This is a genomic window from Paenibacillus sp. UNC499MF (genome assembly GCF_900107975.1).
Lineage (GTDB): Bacteria > Bacillota > Bacilli > Paenibacillales > NBRC-103111 > Paenibacillus_F.
On the sequence record NZ_FNVF01000010.1, the window covers coordinates 17,363 to 37,987 of the forward strand.

12 protein-coding genes are annotated in these 20,625 nt (G+C 55.0%); 8 read left to right on the forward strand and 4 right to left on the reverse strand.

Features of this window, described 5'->3' with window-relative positions:
- Positions 1-188: 188 nt before the first annotated feature.
- Together C4S74_RS18840 and C4S74_RS18845 are read right to left on the reverse strand one after the other, a co-directional pair.
- Positions 189-2,882: a U32 family peptidase gene (locus tag C4S74_RS18840; RefSeq protein WP_103996835.1), complete on the reverse strand. Its 2,694-nt coding sequence runs from the start codon at positions 2,880-2,882 to the stop codon at positions 189-191.
- Between the two features lie 352 nt (positions 2,883-3,234).
- A complete protein-coding gene (locus C4S74_RS18845; RefSeq protein WP_103996836.1) occupies positions 3,235-5,307 on the reverse strand; it encodes a glycosyl hydrolase family 18 protein in 2,073 nt (690 codons plus the stop codon).
- A gap of 803 nt (positions 5,308-6,110) precedes the next feature.
- On the opposite strand from C4S74_RS18845, the gene C4S74_RS18855 reads away from it, so the two are divergent.
- The gene (locus C4S74_RS18855) at positions 6,111-7,496 is read left to right on the forward strand and encodes a glycine--tRNA ligase (RefSeq protein ID WP_103996838.1); all 1,386 of its coding nucleotides are present in this window, start codon (positions 6,111-6,113) and stop codon (positions 7,494-7,496) included.
- 172 nt (positions 7,497-7,668) lie between these two features.
- Here the strand turns inward: C4S74_RS18855 and C4S74_RS18860 are convergent, their stop codons facing one another.
- Positions 7,669-9,813, reverse strand: coding sequence for a methyl-accepting chemotaxis protein (locus C4S74_RS18860; RefSeq protein WP_103996839.1), 2,145 nt, complete (start codon positions 9,811-9,813; stop codon positions 7,669-7,671).
- A gap of 178 nt (positions 9,814-9,991) precedes the next feature.
- Between C4S74_RS18860 and C4S74_RS18865 the strand changes: the two genes are divergently transcribed.
- The 6 genes from C4S74_RS18865 to C4S74_RS18890 all read left to right on the forward strand — a co-directional run bounded on the left by C4S74_RS18865 (position 9,992) and on the right by C4S74_RS18890 (position 18,140).
- Positions 9,992-13,213 carry an FG-GAP-like repeat-containing protein gene (locus tag C4S74_RS18865; RefSeq protein WP_103996840.1) on the forward strand — a complete coding sequence of 1,074 codons (3,222 nt, stop codon included), beginning with the start codon at positions 9,992-9,994 and terminating at the stop codon, positions 13,211-13,213.
- Positions 13,214-13,335: 122 nt separating this feature from the next.
- Positions 13,336-13,587, forward strand: coding sequence for an acyl carrier protein (locus C4S74_RS18870; protein ID WP_103996841.1), 252 nt, complete (start codon positions 13,336-13,338; stop codon positions 13,585-13,587).
- 4 nt (positions 13,588-13,591) lie between these two features.
- Positions 13,592-14,785: a hypothetical protein gene (locus C4S74_RS18875; RefSeq protein WP_103996842.1), complete on the forward strand. Its 1,194-nt coding sequence runs from the start codon at positions 13,592-13,594 to the stop codon at positions 14,783-14,785.
- A gap of 11 nt (positions 14,786-14,796) precedes the next feature.
- Complete coding sequence (locus C4S74_RS18880) at positions 14,797-15,702, forward strand: hypothetical protein (protein WP_103996843.1); 906 nt, start codon at positions 14,797-14,799, stop codon at positions 15,700-15,702.
- Positions 15,703-15,862: 160 nt separating this feature from the next.
- A complete protein-coding gene (locus C4S74_RS18885; RefSeq protein WP_103996844.1) occupies positions 15,863-17,014 on the forward strand; it encodes an MBOAT family O-acyltransferase in 1,152 nt (383 codons plus the stop codon).
- A 157-nt stretch (positions 17,015-17,171) separates the two neighbouring features.
- The gene (locus tag C4S74_RS18890; protein WP_103996845.1) at positions 17,172-18,140 is read left to right on the forward strand and encodes a sugar phosphate isomerase/epimerase; all 969 of its coding nucleotides are present in this window, start codon (positions 17,172-17,174) and stop codon (positions 18,138-18,140) included.
- Between the two features lie 109 nt (positions 18,141-18,249).
- Here C4S74_RS18890 and C4S74_RS18895 read toward each other — a convergent pair whose 3' ends face one another.
- A complete protein-coding gene (locus C4S74_RS18895) occupies positions 18,250-18,450 on the reverse strand; it encodes a DUF2759 family protein (protein ID WP_103996846.1) in 201 nt (66 codons plus the stop codon).
- 302 nt (positions 18,451-18,752) lie between these two features.
- Between C4S74_RS18895 and C4S74_RS18900 the strand changes: the two genes are divergently transcribed.
- Positions 18,753-20,369 carry a nitrite/sulfite reductase gene (locus C4S74_RS18900; RefSeq protein WP_103996847.1) on the forward strand — a complete coding sequence of 539 codons (1,617 nt, stop codon included), beginning with the start codon at positions 18,753-18,755 and terminating at the stop codon, positions 20,367-20,369.
- Positions 20,370-20,625: the final 256 nt, after the last annotated feature.

A 20,625-nucleotide genomic window follows, 5' to 3' on the forward strand; every position in this document is an offset into this window, starting at 1 on the left:
TCCTTTTCTATAAAAAGAGCCCTCGACCGCATCCTAGTGAACCGATGAGTACGTTCGTCAGGATGCGGCACAAGGAGCCCATGTATGTTACATCCGCAGAACAGGCAGCATCCAAACTTTGCCGCCAAGCTTCCGCAGCGCAGGCGGAAGGTCCGTACGCTTCCTCTTGCACCCGGGAAAGCTCCGCCTTATTCCATCGTATCCACGCGGCCCCATTTGACAAGCTGACCGCGGGTAACGCCAAGCTGGTTGGTCGCTTTGAGCGTCTTCCACACCTGCGTGCCGGTAATGTTGCCGCGGATCGCCCGGCGGTACAGGTCGAGCACTTCCTTGACCTTCTCGGGGGATTCCTCCAGGAATTCGACGCGGTAGGAGCGTACGCCCAGCTCAAGGAAGTGGTTCAAATACTCGGCGCCGGACTGCTCAATGGCATTGTAGACGGTATTGCGGCAGCCTTCATCCACACGAACCGGATGAGACATACCGATCCGGTCCTGCAGGGAGGCGCGGTGATCTTCGCAGGGACGCCCGCAGTTCGTGTAGTCCGTGCCTTCGCTCATAAACGTGCAGTACACGCAGTGCTCCGTATGGAACATCGGCATATGCTGCTGAATCACCATCTCCATCTTCGACGTATCCGTGCGCGACAGCATATCCACCATCTGCTGGATATTCAGATCGTACGACGGAGTGACCATGGAGCACCCGGCATCTACGAAGAGCGAAGCCGTCTTATGGTTGGCGATATTCAGCGAGAAATCGCCGATCAGTTCCGGCTGGTACTCCTCCGGGTTTTCCGCGCGGTACTTCATAAAGAAATACATCGCACCGGTATTCCGGATAAGTACCGCATCCGGCCGCAATTTCAAAATATTGCGGAAGTAGCCGGTCTCGCCCGGCATATGAATGCGCGGAGTCGCCAGCGCGATCTTCTTGCCCGCGGCATGAGCGGCCTCTACAGCCGCAGGAAACTGCTTGATGAACTCGAAATCGGCGTAGATCATATCCACGTCGGTTTCGACGGCCGCAAGCACCTGCTCGATGCCGCGGCAGAGCGCGGTCAGGCGCACGCCGTAAGGCTGCGCCCCGCCACCGGCGGCGGAAGGGACGGCTCCGGTACCGTCCGCAGCCCCGTTCGCCGCGTCAGCCGCGTGCTCGGAGCCAGCCGGCTGTGCCTGTGCCGCTTCCGCAGGCACCTGCTGTGCGCCCGCATCCGCGCGGCCGCTTGCCCGGCGCTCTTCGGCGCTCACCGGCACCTGCAGCAGCTGCTCGTCGGCGTAAGCGTCGACTTCGCGCTTCATGTAGCGGCGCGGTTTCTGGCGCTCGGCTTCGAGCAGCTCCACGGCGCGGCGGCGCAGGGCGTTCAGCTCGCGCATCGGGACGATCACGTCGCCGCTGAGCTGGACATCCAGTCCGGCCAGCTCGAAGATCGTGCCGCCGAGACGCCCCAGCTGCTCCGCCAGCACTTCTTCGCCGAGAGGGCGCTTCAAAGCCGCTTCCAGCAGCGCCTCGCTTTCCACGAACACACTGTGGTTCGAGGAAGGATCGCTCCACCAGGTCTTCAGCGGCTGGCCTTCCGCCCCGGTGACGCGCACGTGAACCGGGAACGTACGGTACGGCTTCTCCGTTTCGTACGTTTGACGCAGACGCTTGTCGAGCGCCGGATCGCTCGTCTTCCAGATCCGGTCTCCGACGCGGACGCGTCCGAGATCGACATCGTTGCGCCCCGGGACGATCTCAATCAGACCGCCTTCGGCCTCGCCTTCCATCTTGACGCCTTTGCGGCGCAAGTCGTACACGCGGCCGCCCTCTTCCTTCTTCGTCGGGTCGCCCGCATCGAACACGATCCCGTCTCCGCGCTTGAGCGGCGCCTCAATCTCGCAGATGACCGCATCGCGCAGAACCTGCTTCACGCGGCCGAGGAATACGCCGCGGCTCTTCGGGAAGGTGCCGTCCACGAGCTTCTTGTTGTTCGTGCCTTCAAGGAACCCGCTCGTGAATCCGCGGGAGAAGCTCTGCTGGAGCTCGCGGATATCTTCCTTGGACGGCTTCTCATCCTTGCCGTCGAAATACGCGTCGATAGCGCGGCGATATTTGCTCACGACGTTGGCCACATACTCCGGACTCTTGAGGCGTCCTTCGATCTTGAACGAAGTCACACCCGCTTCGATGAGCTGGGGAACCAGCTCGATAGCGGCCAAATCTTTGGGCGACAGCAGGTAAGCCACGTCCCCCATCGGCTTGGGCTCTCCATCGACGATCAGGTCGTACGGCAGCCGGCAGGCCTGGGCGCACTCACCGCGGTTGGCGGAGCGGCCTCCCCACATTTCGGAGGTCAGGCACTGTCCGGAATAAGAAACGCACAGCGCACCATGCACGAAAACTTCCATCGGAAGCTTCGCCTGATCGCCGATCGTTTTGATCTGCTTTAAGTTATTTTCGCGCCCAAGCACGACTCGTTCGATCTCGAACGGTTTTGTAAACTCCACCGCCTCCGGCGAAGTAATGGTCATCTGCGTCGATCCGTGGATCGGGAAGTCCGGTGAGATGTCGCGGATCATTTTGACAAGGCCCAGATCCTGCACGATTACCGCGTCCACGCCCGCATCCACGCAGGCTTCGATAAGCTCCTTCGCATCGCGGAGCTCGTCCTCAAACACGAGAATGTTGAACGTCAGAAAACCTTTGACGCCATATAAGTGTAGAAACGACATAATGTCGGACAGTTCATCCATCTTGAAATTGTGCGCGCGGGCGCGGGCGTTGAATTTCTCAACCCCGAAAAAAATCGCATTGGCGCCGTTCGCTACGGCCGCCCGCAGGCAATCCCAATCGCCGGCAGGAGCCAAAAGCTCTATATCTTCTCTGCGTAAAGATCGCATGATTCATATCCTTTCATTGTGCAAATCAGGTAACATAACTAGTGTACCTTTGTGAATGTTCGCCCGCAACCCGCAAAAGCCCCCGCGGCGCCCTTTTTTTGTCATAAGGTTAAAAAATAAACGTTCCGGACAAATTTGTCCGCAGGCGATTTGCCGCAGACGGCTGGAGTGCAGACTTTTTAAAGAGACCCCTCACCGCTGCGCTGCGCTGCGCCTCGCCTGTTTGGAGCATATGGGATAGCCGTATACAAAATGCGAAAGCTTCCAACCGGCCTATTCCGCACAAAAAGAGCGCTGTCGAGAGACAGCGCCCTTTTTTTCTTCCTATCAAGATCTTAAAAAGGATAAGTGCTTAGTGAGGCAGATCGTTGGAGACAACTGTTTGCAGCGTTTTGTTGCTGTCGGCTTCCAGCTCCCAGAACATGACGCCGCGCAGTCCTTTGGACTTCGCATATTCGTTCTTCGCGTGGATCGAAGCCTCGTCCTCGTAGGTGATGAAGATTTTGCTAGTCGGATTGTACAGGTAAGGTGTCTTGGTCACATCGTTCCAGTAACGCGTGAAGCCCAGGCCGCCCACCGTGTATTTACCGCTTGCGTCTTTCGTCAGATAGCCTTTGTTTTGCAGGTACGAGAAATTGAAAGTGGAGCCGTCCGAACCCGTGTTGGCAGAGCCCGTGCAGCTCTGATACAGGCCGTCGCCTTTGGCTCCCGCGTTACATCCGTTCCAGCCGTAACCGTAGAACGGCTCGCCTACCGTGATTTTGCTGGCTGGCACGCCTTTGTTCAGATAAATTTTGACCGCGGAATCCACATTGAACTGCGGAGTTCCGGACGGATCGCTCGGATCATTGTAAAGCGGTGCTACGTGATTGCTGGAAGTATCCCAAGGACCGTGGAAATCGTACGTCATGATGTTGATCCAGTCCAGATAGTTTGCCAATTGGGTGATCCAGTTGGATGTGCCGCCCGCATCCGCCACGAAAGTGGAGTTAGCTCCGGAAGCGATCGTGATATAGTACTGCTTGCCGTCCTTCTGACCGGCCGTATCCAGCTGCTGGCGCAGAGTTTGCAGCAGCAGGATATAGTTCGCTTTATCCGCCGCGCGCTGGCAGGTTTGACCGGAAGCGCACGGTACGCCGATAGCGTTCGGATATTCCCAGTCGATATCGATGCCGTCAAAATTGTACTGGCGGAGCAGAGAAACCGCCGAAGTGGCGAAGTTTTGGCGGGCTGTCGCATCTGCGGCCGTGTTCGAGAACTGGTTGGACCAAGTCCATCCGCCCACGGAGAAGAACAGCTTCAGCTTCGGATTTTTCGTTTTCAGCTGAGCCAGTTTTTTCAGGTTTTCGTAGCCGCCGCCTTCGCCGACGTCATCGACATAAGGATCGCCCAGTACGATGGACCCGTTCGGTGCGTTGTTTGCGGTTCCGTTGCCGTTCTGGCAAGGCCAAGTTTGCGCATTCGGGTTCTCAGGGTCGTTGGAAGGGTTGCCGTGTCTGCCGTTCCAGCAAATATCCAGGAACGCGTAGTTGATTGCGGATATTTTCGTTGCGTCCACATTCGCCGGTGTGAAAGACGGCGTATTGTACGAAGTCCAGCTCGGGAAGTAAGCGATAATCTCGTTGCTTCCGGCCGGCTGGGTCGTCGTCGTTGCCGTTACTGCCGCGCTTGCAGGGGATACGTTGCCCGCCGCGTCCTTGGCTTTCACGGTGAACGTGTACGCTGTATTCGCCTGCAGACCCGTCACCGTGTAGCTCGTCGTGGACGTCGAACCCGCGAGTGCGGTGCCGTTGTATACGTCGTAGCCGGCTACGCCGACGTTATCGGTAGAAGCCGTCCAGCTGAGCGCTACGCTGTTAGCGGTTACATTTCCGGCTTTCACATTAGTCGGAGCAGTCGGTGCCTGCGTGTCCGGGGCAGCCGTCTTGACGGTTACCGCCGCACTGGCCGCGGATACATTGCCGGCAGCGTCTTTCGCCTTCACGGTAAACGTGTAGGACGTATTCGGCTGAAGGCCGGTTACCGTATAAGCAGTCGTCGTGGAAGTTCCGGCGAGAGTCGTGCCGTTATAGACTTCGTAACCGCTTACACCAATGTTATCGGTAGAAGCCGTCCAACTGAGCGCGGCGGAATTCCCCGTTACGGTACCCGCTGTCAATCCAGTAGGCGCAGTTGGCGCCTGAGTGTCCGGAGCGGCCGTCGATTTTTTCCAAAGCGCCGGTACATTCGGCGGTTCCCATCCCTGCAGAGCCGTGTGCGGCTGTATGCATTCATAAAGCGATCCGCTGTAACTGACGACGTCACCTTTCTTGTAAGCCGTTCCGGGTGCCCATTCCGATGCGCCCAAAGCGCTCAGCGGCAAGGATACGAGCAGCAGCAGGACGACCAATAGAAACGCTAATCCTCTTTTTGCTTGTCCATTCATTCGTTAATTCTCTCCCTTCATAATTAGGAAACTTCCCGGGACAAACCGGCTACCCGTCCGGGCACAGCCGTCCCCTTGACTGTGGTTCGCATCTCGACCGTCAGCCTGTCTTTCTTTCGTTTATCTCCTCCTCCATGTCCCTGTAAAAGTTAAATGGCTTTAACTTACAGGCTATAAAATGTGCATCTGCGGATGCATGCGTCCGGGTCATTTTTATCACCGCAGTTCTCTTAATACCTAAACAGTTCGACTCTCAATATTTATTTCCTTCCTTTTCCAGAAAAATATTTTGCGTCCCGGCTGCGCGGCTGCCGCATTGATTTTTTCTCGCAACTTAGGTAAACTATTCCCAACTGCATACGATGCGGCCGTGAAGGACCAATAGTACCTGAATTTCCTTCGAATCAGCGATCCGGGAATGGTGAAAGCCCGGACAAGGAACCAGCGAAACGGCAGTCCGGAGCCGCGTGCGGAAAGAAAGGGGATGCGCCAGCCAGGCGCCATTCGCCGTAATCCGATCCTTTGTCCGGGCAGCATGCGCCGGGCGGGTACGGAAAGACGGGGAACGGCGGATATCCGGGCGGAGCATCAACTAGGGTGGAACCGCGGGTGCTCAAGCTCTCGTCCCTAGGCATATCGGATGCCTGTGGGATTGGGGGCTTTTTCGATTGGGCGGCGGAAGGCTCCTTACGGATCTGTGGAGTCTGCCCGGACGGAAATTCCCATAACCCCGGCAGCGATCAGGCGATTCGGCTTGCATCTTGTTTTAACCCATTCCCGACATACGCAAAGGAGCGAAAAAAATGAGCGTCAACATGGATCAGATCGTAGCTCTGGCCAAGCACAGAGGTTTTATTTTCCCGGGTTCCGAAATTTACGGCGGCCTGGCCAACACTTGGGATTACGGCCCCCTCGGCGTAGAACTGAAGAACAACGTAAAGCGCGCCTGGTGGAAAAAATTCGTCCAGGAGTCTCCGTACAACGTCGGTCTGGACGCGGCTATCCTGATGAACCCGCAAGCATGGGTGGCATCCGGCCACGTCGGCAATTTCAACGATCCGATGATCGACTGCAAGCAGTGTAAAGCCCGCCATCGCGCGGATAAAATCATCGAAAACGCACTGGATGCCAAAGGCATCGAGCTCGTGGTAGACGGCCTGTCCTTCGATCAGATGAAAGCGCTGATGGACGAACACGAGATAGCCTGCCCGGACTGCGGCAGCCGCGACTTCACGGACATCCGCCAATTCAATCTGATGTTTAAGACGTTCCAGGGCGTAACGGAGTCCAGCTCCAACGTCGTCTACATGCGTCCGGAAACCGCACAGGGTATTTTCGTTAACTTTAAGAACGTACAGCGCACGATGCGTAAAAAGCTTCCGTTCGGTATCGGCCAGATCGGCAAAAGCTTCCGGAACGAAATCACGCCGGGCAACTTCACTTTCCGTACGCGCGAATTTGAACAGATGGAGCTTGAATTCTTCTGCAAACCGGGCGAGGACATGAAATGGTTCGAATACTGGCGCGCTTACTGCCGCGACTGGCTCTTGAACCTCGGCGTGAAAGAAGCCAGCATCCGTCTGCGCGACCACTCCGATGACGAGCTGTCTCACTACAGCAACGCCACGACGGATATCGAGTACCGCTTCCCGTTCGGCTGGGGCGAGCTCTGGGGCATCGCCGACCGCACCGATTACGACCTGAAGCAGCACATGGAACACTCCGGCGAAGATTTCAACTACGTGGATCAGGAAGCGGGCAACGAGAAGTACGTGCCGTACTGCATCGAGCCTTCGCTCGGCGCCGACCGCGTCACGCTGGCCTTCCTGATCGACGCCTTCGAAGAGCAGAAGCTGGAAGGCGACGACAGCCGCACCGTGCTTCATCTTCACCCGGCGCTTGCTCCTTTCAAAGCGGCTATTTTCCCGCTTTCGAAGAAGCTGTCCGAAGGCGCGCAGGCGATCTTCTCCGACCTGGCCAAGAGCTTCATGGTCGATTACGACGACACCGGCTCCATCGGCAAGCGTTACCGCCGTCACGATGAGATCGGCACGCCGTTCTGCATCACGTACGACTTCGAGTCCGAGCAGGACGGTCAAGTTACTGTCCGCGACCGCGACACGATGGAACAAACCCGGATGCCGATCAGCGAGCTGAAGGCGTTCATCGAGAGCAAAGTCCAGTTCTAAGACAGACTTCATCAAGCGACTGAAGGCCTTTTACAGAAAGGGATCGGGGTACAGCCTGAATCATCACAAGGCTGCCCTCCCGTCCGCAAAGGGCATCATTTAAACCAAAAGCCCGGCCACCGCAGGAACCTGCGTGGGCCGGGCTTTTTTTCATGGATGTACCGATCCGGTTCTATACCTTGAACTTCGTCAGCGATTCGCTCAACTGGCTGGAAACGTCCTCCAGCTTCACGGACAGCCGTACCAGCCCTTCGCTCACGCTCTGCTGCTCGCTGCTCAGGGAAGCGACTTCCTCGCTTGTCGCGGAAGATTGCTCCGCAACGGCACTCACGTTGGTCATCGCATCGGCGAGCGTCATCTGGGACTCGTTCAGCTCATTTATGGAAGTCGAGACCTCATCCAACTGGATGAGCAGATTATCCATTTCGTTTTTCACCGAGGAGAACATCTGGTTCGCTTCCTTCACCGACTCCGTCTGTTCGCGGAACAGCGGATATGCGGCCGACAGCGCTTCTACCGTAGCGTCCATCTCACGTTGGATTTCCTCTGTGATATGGGCCACGTTCACGATCGATTCTCTGGATTGGTCCGCCAGATTGCGGATCTCACCGGCCACGACCATGAACCCCTTGCCCGCCGCTCCGGCGCGCGCCGCTTCAATACTTGCGTTCAGAGACAAAATATTCGTCTGAGCGGTGATTTTTGTAAGTACATCGAGAATTTTACGGATAGAGCTGGTGCTTTGCTTGAGCGTATCGACCCGGTCTACGAGAGAGTGGGTCATCTGCTCGCTCTGCATGGTTTTCTGGGTTAGCTCATCCATCTGCTCGATGCCCCGCTCACTCATCTGCTGCACTTCGGAAGTGGCGATAGACATCCGGATGTTTTTCTCGATCACATATTTCATCTGTTCGGAAATTTTGGTGGTCAGATCGTTTCCGTTCTCGGCCGCAACCGCCAGGCTTGTTGCCCCTCCGGCGATATCTTCCGTAGCCGTCGCGATTTCCCGTGCCGAAAGCGCGGTCTTCTTCGAGGCGTCCGTCAGCTCGCGCGCCGTTTCGAGAACGCTGTCCGCCGAGCGGTTCGTCTGGTTGACGAGATCCGTGATTTTACTCATCATGCCGTTAAAGCTCTTGCCCACTTGGCCGATTTCATCCTGACGCTGGGTGAAGAGAGTGCGTACCGCCAGGTTGCCCTTCTCCCCTTCGTTCATCAGGTGGCCCAGCTCGACTAGCGGTTTGCCGATCATGCGGCTCATCAGCCAGCCGACCACCACCGCCAGCAGAGCGGAAATAATCGCCACCCACACGGTCAGCGCAAAAATGCCGTTCGCTTTTTCCGTGATTTCATCCAGCGGGGCGTAGCCGTAAATGAGCCAACCCGTCTGTTTGCTTTTTGTATAAACGATCAGATTTTGTTCGCCGTTGACGTCCGCCTTCGTTCGCCCCTGATCCTGAAGCTGGCCTTCCAATTTAACCTGTGCCGCCTGACCGATATGGTCGGCTTTCTCGGTCACCGTCAGCTGCTGCTTTGTATTCATCGCTTCGATCCTGCCCGTCTGGCCGACGCGAATGCTGGAAAGCTGGTTATACAGATAGTCCGTTTTGATCTCCAGCAGGACCATGTAATTGCTTTGTCCGTAATCGTTCTTCATTACACGGGCCACGCCGAAAGTAGGGAAAGAAAGCTGTGTAAAATAGCCGTTGATTTTGGAATCGAACCAGACCGCCTTGCCGTCCGCTTCCTTCACGCTTTTGATGAGCGCCGCGTTCTCCTGAATGAGCTTCTCTTGGCCGTAGCCTGTGGGAATCCCTTTTTCGGTCAGCGGAATAACGTAGATGCCCGCGAGATTCTCATCCGTTTGCGAGTATTTCTTAAGGTTGCTGTCGAGATTCATCCGGGCGATGGCGATATCCGAATCGGAATTGTTCGGACGTGCCAGTTGATCCACCGAGGCTCCGACCGTTTTGTCGATCATGATATCCAGCGACATCTTCTCATAAGTCCGGAAAAGAAAATCGAGCTTCTCCCCCGTCTGGATGACGGTCTGCTGGGCCGCCTTCGACACCTCTTCTTCCACAACGTTTCTGGATGTCCGGTAAGACAGCGTTCCCACAATCACAACGGCGACCAGAATGCTGAGAAAAAAGATGACGAACAGCTTCGTCCCGACCGCTTTCAGCGCCGGAACCGAGCTTTTTCCCGGCCCCTGTCCGGACGGATCTCCCGAAGCGATTTTTGCCGGCGCAAGGTTCTTTATTTTTCGGGCCGCGCTCTCCCAAACTCCGGCTGCTTTCTCACTCCACTTGTTACTCATAGCAACTCCCCATTTGTCAGAATAATTTCGCGTTGTAAATATTCACCTTTTCTATATATCGGCGCCCGGGGTTTTAATTATGAACCTAATTTTCGGCAAAATTTTTCGGATTCGACGAATGCGCGGAACCGCGCCGCAGCCGCCCCCAAAGTTAACAAACGGAGGGAGAAGTGCTATAATGGCAAGGATCATATACAAAAATCGAGGGATGAATTTGTCGAAAAAAAGAACCGCCATAGCGGTATTTTGCCTGGCCGCTCTTCTTCTGGCAGTCGGAGCCGCAGCCTTCCTCACCGGGAAGAAGGAGCAGGTCCGGCTTCTGTACGCAACCGGCGGCGATCGCTATGATACGGCGGCATTCGAACAGTTCCGGCAGTCGCTGGCGGCGAATCTGGAGCTTGAACGGAAACCGATGGACGAAGTATCGGCCCGCAAGCTGCAATCGTACGAGGCGGTCGTGCCGGACCCGGAGCTCGCAAACATACCCGACAACGGATACATCCAGAAGCTCCAGGACTATGTGCAAAACGGAGGGCATTTGCTTCTCGACAACGCGTTCGCAAGCAAGTTTCCCGCCGATTTTCTGGGAGCCTATCAGACGCAGCTCATAGCGCCGCCGCAGGCCAAACCGCAGTTTCAGTATCCGGCCGTCCCGGTGAACGCTCAAGGCATGCAGGAAGTCATCAAACTATTCAGCGATAATTTCTTCAAACGCGAGACGATGGACAATCTTCCGGGCTTCTATTGGGGCTACGGCCTTGACCCTTCAACGGCGCAGCCGCTGGTTACGCTGAACGGGCAAGCGCTCGTCGCCGTCAATAAAGTCGGCAAAGGAACGGTACTTCTGAGCAGCACCTTCCTGCCCAACCGGTACTTTATTACAGGCTACGATCTTCAGAGCGGCACGGACCCCGCGCAGGGGTTCGGCAGTCTGGCCGCCAAATACGATCAGCAGCGGAGCCTGAAACCGGGCACCGCCTATTTCGACAAGAAAGACCTGAAGCTGGAGCCTTACTTCCACTTTGCTTTCTCGGCGGCCAACGCCCAGTTCCGCACGGAATTTGTCTCTTACGTGTCCAAGGAAACCTACGGGTACAGCGTGACCAAAGTACTCGGTCCTTACGGACGCCCGGCCATGTCCTACCAGAACCATTTCGAGGCCATGCCCGCGTTCAAGGACAAGGAAGCGATCCAATGGGCGGAGCTGACGAAGAAGTACGATCAGATCCCGTCCTTCTCGCTGGTCCGCTCCGCCTTCTATTGGGGGCAGTGGAAAGAGAGCGTCTCCGTCCACCTGAACGGCGGATCGAACGAGAAGCCGCAGTTCAGCGGAGAATCGCCCGCTTCCTATTACAGCAGCGGCATGCATCTGCAGTCCGAGGAAGGCGCCATACGCCTGGCGGAGTACCCGGACTACAAATCGCTGGCCGACCCCGTGGAAGGCCCGCACCGGCTCGTACCGGCGTTTGCGGATATTAACGGGGACGGGAAGGAAGACCTTCTCGCCGGCAGCAGCGACGGGTACGTCTACGTGTACCCGAACCTCGGACCAAAGCCCGAGGCTTACGAGCGGGATCCCGCGCCGGGCGGCCTCAAACTGCCGGACGTGTACGGCAAGCCGGAGAAGCTGCTGCTGGCGAGCGGCCAGCCGCTCAAGACCGGTCCGCATGCTTCCGTGCATGCGGTGGACTGGAACGCCGACGGGAAGATCGATCTTCTCGTCAGCGATGCCACCGGGGCCGTGCAAATCGCGCTCGGCCAAGACGGCGGGCGGTTCGCGCCGCTGACCGCCCTGCAGGACCCGTCCGGGCCCATCAAGGTGCCCGGACCGGCTCTCGCCGCCGCGGGAGACCTCGGCGGCCAAGGCTTCCCGGACCTTGCCGTCGGTGACGCCGACGGCAAGGTCCGGGTGTACCGCGCGCCGCAGGCAGGCGCGCTGCGCCTCTCCGCCGGCGCCGTAGTCGCGGACGTCGGCGCCAAGTACGCCGCGCCGTCCGTCCGTGACATGGACGGCGACGGCCGGGCCGACCTCGTTGTCGGCAGCAACGAGGGAGATCTGCGCGTGTTCCGCCAAGAGAGCGGCGGAACCTTCACCGCCCAGGGAAGCGTAAACGGCGCCACGCTGAATCAGATGGGCACGAACGCCCTGGTCGGCGGGCACAACTCCGTGCCGGTCTGGCACGACGTGAATCACGACGGCGTGGAGGACCTGATCGTCGGGCAGCTGGAATTCGGCTCGCCGGTTCCGGTTGATTCGCCGGCTTTCCCTTACAAGGCGGAGCTGCAGGAGTTCCTGCAGTATACGAAGCAGAACCATCTCGAATTGTATCCGCACATATACGTGCACAATTTCGTCAGCGACGCCCAGGAGAAGCAGGAGATCGCCCTGCACAAGCAGGCGTTCGAGAAACTCGGCCTGCCCTGGACGATGCCCGGGACGAATCAGCACACCTGGCGGATCAACTTCCCGGACCGTCTCCAGACGCTCCGTAACGAGAACGAGCAGGGAATCTGGTTCAACTTCGGCTTTACGCCGTCTCACACGCCTACGGAGCCGCGGCTCGGTACGGATTACATCTGGGGGCTTCCTTTCCTGCTGACGAAGGACAAGACCGGCAGCGATCAGCCCATGCTGATTTACACGCCGGCTCCCGTACTTCGCAAAACGGGTGAAAGCTCTACGGTCGATATTTATGATTCTTACGTTAAACGCGATATGCCCATTGATTACTTCGAACACATCGAGTATCATTTCCCTGCCCGCACAGGTGAATTGGAGGAATTCGCTTCCTTCCTCGATGACATTCGGAATCAATACGATTATAACTTTATGACGGAACCTCAAATGGCCCGTTCCTTCCTGACGACGCTGACTACACAGGTAACGGTGAAGCGTACCTGGGCCGATTACATCTTGGACGAAGTGAAAGACCGGATTTCGGGCAAGGGCCTGCATCTGTCTCTCACGATCGGAGCGGATACGTCGGCCGTGCCGAAGCAGGCGGCCGAGTACGCCAATACGCCGGGCGTTGTCGTGGAGAAAGGCGAGAAATACGCGCCTTACTCCCTAGCCGCCAAGTCCGACGTATATACGGAGCGCGACGGCAAGCTGTATCTCGGCCTAGCCCGTGACGCGCAGCTTCATATCGGCAAGCCTGCCGGGGAAGCCCACATCGTCCGTGCCAATGTGCCGTTCGAGCTGGATACCCGCGAGAGCGGCATCTGGAAGCTCGATCTGCAGGCGGCCGGTCTGCAGCAGATCAAGATCTACAGTCCGGCCGGACTGACCATTCAGGGAAACCCGGCCGATATCAAGCTTGAGCAGGATGCGGCGACCGGCACGTATACACTTACACGTTACGGAGATAAGACGGCCATCCGCTTGTCTCTAACCAAATAAAAAGGGATCGGCCGGATGATACCTGCCTGATCCCGTGTACAGCCGGTGCCTGCCGTCCTACGGTCCATCCGGCTGTACGCCTTCTTTACACAACCCTATTTGCCCGGGAGGCCCGACTGACTATGGAAGAAATCATGAAGCAGCTGGAAGAACACATCAAAAGCCGCTATGAGATTGAAGAAGACGACGAGGATTTCGGCACAGACGTTCATCTGTTCGATTACGGCTTTATCGACTCGATGGGTGCCACGGCACTGATCGCGCATATCGAGCAAACGTACGGCATTCAAGTGACGAATCAAGATCTGATGCTGTATCCGATGAACACCGTTCGCGAGATCGCCCAATTCATTTCCACGAAAACCGGGAGGTAACACCATGGAATGCAAAATATCGCTGGAGCGGCTTTCCGAAAGCCAGCACGGACAGGTTAAATACGCATCCGCTTTCGTGGATGAGCACATTCAGGAAATTTCCCTGGAAGACGGACATCTCCGGATTATCCATACGTCCCCGAACGGAGACGAAGCGATCCGCGAACGCGTAGAGCGTCTTATCGAACGCTTCTCCAAGGGCGACTTCGGTTTTAAAGAAAATGTCCTGTTCCGCAACGAGGTTTCCGTTCCCTACAGCGGCGACATTATCCGCGAACTCGTGGAAAGCAAAAGCATTAAAGTGCTGGAGCCGGGCCTGTTTATTTTCCGTGAGCCGTTCTCCTCTCTTATGCGGTTTCTTGACTATTCGTTCGTTACGAAGATCGCCAACCGTTTCCAAGTAACGGAAGAGTCCTACCCGGCCGTCATTCACTCGGAAACTTTGAACAAAACGAATCACTTTACCTCTTTTCCGGAGCACATCCACTTCCTTACACATTTGCGCGAAGATCTCGACGTGATCGAATCCTTCTCCGACTCCATTCGCGCTACCGGCGGCTGGAAGGACGAGCTTCCGCTTGATCTGAACGCTACTATGCCGAAGCCTAAGTTCACCATGAACCCTTCTACCTGCTATCACTGCTACGAAGGACTCCAAGGCGAAACTCTCGAAGGAGACGGAATCGTCGTAACGGCTGTCGCGAAATGTCATCGGTTCGAGTCCAAGAACCATACCGATTTCGGCCGTCTGCTCGATTTCTCGATGCGGGAAATTATTTTTGTGGGAAAACCGGACTTCGTGAAGGAAAATCGTCTGAAATCCATCGAATACATTAAAGAGCTTGCCGTAGAGTGGGAAGTCGACAGCCTGCTTGAAATTGCGAACGATCCGTTTTTCACCAACGATTTTCAGGTAAAAGCGTCCTTCCAGCGCAACCAGGAGATGAAATACGAGCTGCGGTTGACGATTCCTTACCTGGACAAGTCTATCGCTTGCAGTTCCGTCAACTTCCACAGCAACACCTTCGGCAACGCCTTTGACATTAAAGTCGGCAAGCGTGCCGCCGTTACCGGCTGCGTAGGATTCGGCATCGAGCGCTGGGCGTTTGCGTTCCTTGCTCAATACGGTATGGATGAGGCCAACTGGCCGGCGTCTTTCCGTGAGCAGTACCATGCTTGGCAACAAAAATCCCTATAAAGAGTGATCGTGTGAACATACTCGCTTTTTTCAAGAAGAACAGCTTCGTCCTGGGGCTGCTTCTTATTTTTGTGGTCGCTGAAGCTCTCGTCATGTGGTGGAATCCGCTGGAGACGAGCCGCCGGTTCGGCAAGGACGACTTTACGAAGACGCTCTACCATCACGGCTGGTCGCGCACGGGAGCCGTATTTTACGGCAATTCCTCCGTTACGGGGGCTTATATTGAGGATAAGTCGGCAGCCAAGCTGGTTGAAATGGGTTTGTCCTACGGGAAGCTGACGGATTTGCAGCAAATTCTTCAGCGCGGTCTGTACACCGTGAAAGATGAATTGGTCATCGGCATCGATGTGCATACGCTGCTGGACAAAATGGAAACCGACTACCGGTTCCCGTGGAACAAGCCTTGGTACAAGCCGTACGTGTACGCGTACCGGGCGGACTTCCTGGATGCGGGCAAGGAACTGGTCCGCAATCTCGCTTTTCAGGGAAATCTCGCTTATGAGCCACGCTGGATCGACAAGGAACTGTATCACGGGTATGCTGCGGAAGAGGCGATGACCAAGAGCTGGACCCGGTACGAGAAGGATTACAACTGGATGACGCTCAAGGACATGGAAGACAACCTGGACGCGCTCCAGTGGGTGCTGGATTACAGCCGGGAGAAAGGGATTCCGCTCCGCGTCGTTTGGATGCCTTTCCGCCAGGATCACGTGAAGCCTCCCTATGTCGAAGCCATGAAGCAGGAAGTGAATGCGCGTCTTAAAGCCGCGGACGTTCCCGTGCTTGATCTCATGGACCGTTACGCGCCCAAGTACTTTCATGACCTCGTCCACCTTAACCGGGAGGAAGGGGCTCCCTTGTTTACGAAGGAGGTTGACGAATGGCTGCTTTCTTTAAGAAAACTTTCGAAGTCCTGATTTATGTGGCCATGCTTTACTTGGTACTTGTTTATTTTACCGGACAAGGTTTGTTTATTTACGAAGGGTTTTAGCCCCTTGCTCACCCCTGGGGCTTAACCTGTCCGCTTATGTTTATGTATCGACTCACTCATTCTCCGTCCGTTGAAGGAGCCCTGTTATGTTTTATTTGAACATGAACGCGCTGCTCGCCATGTGCGGCATGGTGTTCGTGCTGATGGCGACGAGAAAATGGCCGCAGAACAAACGTATCCTGATGCTGCTATTCAATCTCGGCTTTCTTTTTCTGTGGAGCGGCAAACTGTTTGCGTTCTATATCGCCTATACGCTGCTTAATTATATTTTCTTCGTGTATCTGTGCCGTACGCCCGTCTGGCGGAAATTCGCGTTCGCGCTGTTCATTCTCGCCAATATAGGGGCCGTCGTCCTGTTTCACATGCTGGGCAAGCAGGACTCCACTTCACTCCTGGCAGACGGCGTGATGACACTCGGCATCATGTTCAACGTGCTCAAAATTATCGATGCGCTGTATTTCGCTTATTTTTTCGGCAAAGACGGCCAAGCCAAAGTTATCGACTACGTGAACTATATTTTGTTCGTTCCCACGTTTACTTCGGGGCCGATCTTAAAGTTCCGGGACTTCATGGCCGATGTAAAAGTGCCGTATAAAGTGGATGCGCCCCAGTTTGAGGCCGGCGTGAAACGGATTATTTTAGGCCTTTTCAAAAAAGTCGTCGTGGTCGTCTGGATGACCGATCTGTTCAATAAAGTGATGGACCAGGAGCTTCATACGCATCAGAGCCTTTTCTTGATGATCTGGTTTTATCTGATGATTTACATGGATTTCTCGGGCTATTCGGACATTGCCGTCGGCTTCGGCCGTCTGATGGGCTTCACAATTCCCGAAAACTTCAAGAAACCGTTCCTCTCTCCCACCCTCACGCAGTTCTGGCGTAACTGGCATGCGACCTTGGGCGATTGGTTCCGCGATCATATTTTCATTTTCTTTTCCCGCAAAACGCCATCCAAGCTCATGACCGCCGGACTTTCGATATTCATTATGACATTGATGGGACTGTGGCACGGCTTCTCATGGCTGTTTCTGATCTACGGGGTTTATCACGGGGTCATTATCGCGATTGAGAATTTGCTCGGCAAGACGACCGTCATCCGCAGAAAGGTATCCAAGCCATACTTCTATATGAGATGCCTCCTGACCCAGGCGCTTGTCGTCGCTGCCATTATCATTAATTTGAATAACCCCGACGTGGTTATGCGCGTGTACAAAGGTCTTTTCCATCTCCCCTTTTAATGGCGGCAGGTGGGAAGGCCCTTTTTATTTTCCGTAAAAAGCAGGAGTGATTTCCTTGACGGAACTTGCTGAGGCTGTCCGCTTCATTTCCGGGCAAAGCGGTGATATAATGAGTGTACGCGCGTTCTTTTTTTAAAATCCGTGGAGGTGTACAAAAATGAAGCTAGGCGTGTTTGCCGTCCTTTTCGGACAGAAACCTCTAGAAGAAGCACTCGATTACATTGCAGAAAAAGGCCTTGAAGCCGTTGAGATCGGTACCGGCGGTTACCCGGGTAACGCTCACTGCAAACCCGAAGAACTGCTTGCCGACGAAAGCAAGCTGAAAGCTTTTAAACATGCGTTCGATTCCCGCGGCCTGACGATTTCCGCACTCAGCTGCCACGGCAATCCGCTTCATCCTCAAAAGGCGATAGCCAAACAGTTCCACGAAGATTTTATCCGTACGCTCGAACTGGCTGAGAAGCTTGAAGTGCCTGTCGTAAACGGATTCTCGGGCTGCCCGGGCGATCACGAGGATGCCAAATACCCGAACTGGCCCGTTGCTCCCTGGCCGAACGATTTTCAGGAAATTCTCGACTGGCAGTGGACGAATAAAGTGATCCCTTACTGGACCGAAACCGGTAAATTCGCTTCGGACCGCGGCTTGAAAATCGCCCTTGAGCTGCACGGCGGCTTCTCCGTTCATACACCGGGCACCCTGCTCCGTCTGCGCGAAGCGGCCGGCGAAGTAATCGGCGCGAACCTGGATCCGAGCCACATGTGGTGGCAGGGAATCGATCCGGTGCAAGCCGTTCAAATTCTTGGCCGCGAAAATGCGATTCATCATTTCCATGCCAAGGACACTTCGATCGATCCGATCAACGTAAACAAGCATGGCATTACCGATATGCAGTCTTACTCGCTTATGCTGGATCGCGCTTGGCAGTTCCGCACCGTAGGCTATGGCCACGATATGAAGACATGGGCAGATATCATCAGCGCCCTGCGTTTGGTCGGTTACGACTATGTCGTGAGCATTGAGCACGAAGACGGCCTCATGTCGGTTAACGAAGGCTTCACGAAAGCCGTCGAGAACCTTCAGCAGATTCTTATCAAAGAACCGCTTGGCGACATGTGGTGGGTGTAACCCTCTCATATCGGCCTCGACCAGCGACCGAATAAAACAAAAAGAAAAGCCTCTTATCCGAAGATAAGGGGCTTTTCTTCATGCGCTGCTATTTGTAAGCGGCAGCTTGTTACCAGCCTTTGATCATGACGACATCCATGAAAAGGAATACAGCCAAGCTAACCAACGCGAATGCTATCGCGAAAACGTTTTTTCTTTTGGCCGCGAACAGACGGACCAAACCGATTGCGATCAGGATCGTAAAGATGATCACAAATGGATCGAATCCGGAAAAACTGGATGCTTGTGCTGCCTCTTCTGCAAATAACATTGAGAGACCTCCTTCATTTATCCAACCAGGTAACCTAACGAAATAGCCTTTTACTCTCTATGTTAGCTCTATCGGTGTCAAGATGCAAGGCCCTAGTCTTGATGTTAACAAGTTTGTCACGATTTATTCATTTCTATGAATAGAGCGGTCAATTATAAACAAAACCTGTCTCTTTCATAATAATTGTTTATACCCGCTTTGGCCCCCTACGGATTTACGCCCTGACCTAAATATGATACGATCAACCTATCCTATTTCACACTTTTTCTATCGGAATTACGTATAAAAGGGAGGTCGCAAGCATGGCTTATCAACCGATCTGGACACAAGACACGTCAAAGCTGAACAAAATGGAGCTCGTCAAGCTTCAAAAAGACGGACTCGATGTGATTCGTACCATTATTGAAAAGTATGCTCTGGAAGGATACGATTCCATTCCTGAAGACGATATGAATTTATTCAAATGGGCTGGTGTTTATCAGCAAAAGCCTAAGGACGGCCATTTTATGATGCGCGTTCGCATCAACTCCGGCGTATTGACCAGCGCCCAAGCCCGCGCACTAGCCGCCATCGCGGAAGATTACGGACGGAATCTGGTCGACGTCACAACGCGTCAGGCGATTCAGTTTCACTGGTTGACCGTGGAGAACCTCCCCGATATCTTTAAACGGCTGGAAGAAGTCGGCCTTTATTCTTATGAAGCTTGCGGCGACTGCCCGCGTACGATTGTCGGCAATCCGCTGGCAGGCATCGATCCCGATGAGCTTATGGACACCACTGCCCTGGTAAATGAAGTAAACGATTTCTTCCTGATGAACAAAGATTTCTCCAACCTGCCGCGTAAATATAAAATGTCGATTTCCAGCAACGTCTATAACTCGGCTCATGCCGAAATTAACTGCCTCGGTTTTACACCGGCCGTTAAAGTCATTGACGGAGAAGAAGTGCTCGGCTTCCATGCTTGGGTCGGCGGCGGTCTTTCCGCAAAGCCTCATCTCGCCAAGCAGCTTGACCTCTTCGTGCGTCCGGAAGAAGTGCTGAAAGTCGCCACCGCGGTAACGGTTATTTTCCGTGACTTCGGCTATCGCGAGAAGCGCCATCATGCGCGCCTGAAGTTTCTCGTGGCCGATTGGGGCCCGGAGAAGTTTCTGGAGAAGCTCATCGAGCTGACCGGACCTATGCCAACCCGCGGAGAAGAGAAAGTTGTCGGCTGGACAGCGGCATATTTTGACGGCGTTCACCCTCAAAAGCAGGAAGGCTACAGCTACATCGGCCTGAACGTGCCGGTAGGCCGGCTTAATGCGGAAGAGCTGCGTGAGCTGGCCCGCATCTCGGACCAGTACGGCCAAGGCACGATCCGCACGACCATGTCGCAGAACATCATTCTGTCGGATATCCCGAATGACCGGGTGGACGATGTTCTCCAGGAAACCGTGCTGCAGCGTCTGACGCCGTTCCCGAAACGTTTCATGAGCCGGACGGTATCGTGCACAGGCAACGAATTCTGCAACCTGGCGATCGTAGAAACCAAAGAACGCGCGCGCCGCGTTGCCGAGTATCTGGACGCCCATGTAGACCTGGACGAAGAAGTCCGCATCCACTTCATCGGCTGCCCGAACGCCTGCGGCCAGAAACAAATCGCGGACATCGGCCTACAGGGTACGCTCGTTAAAACGCCGGACGGCCCGGTAGATGCGTTCGATATCGCGGTCGGCGGCATTCTCGGTCCCGGGGCCCAGTTTAACACCGGTCTGAAGGGCCGTGTCAAAGGAGACGACGTAGGTCCGGTCCTTGCCGAGCTTATCCGTTTCTACAAGGAAAACCGCAGTCCCGAGGAAACGTTCCATCAGTTCTATCTTCGTGTAGGAGCACCTGCATTCCAGGAAAAATTGACGGAAATCCTTACGGTAGCTTCCTAATACGAAAGGCTGGGGATGAGCTGAATTCAGGTTCATTTTCAGGTTCATTTGCCGGGTCACAGCATTCCTTAAGTTCGTACAGAACTTGGTTATCATTCCCATTTAATCTTAAAAACCTATAGAAAACGGGCAGGGTCGTTTAAAGACGATTCCGCCCGTTTTCTCTTTATTTTCTCTACCGAACCGGACACAAAAAAGCAGGAACAAAGCGATGCCCGCTTTAATTCCTGCTTCTTTTTTGCTGCAAGCCGCTGGT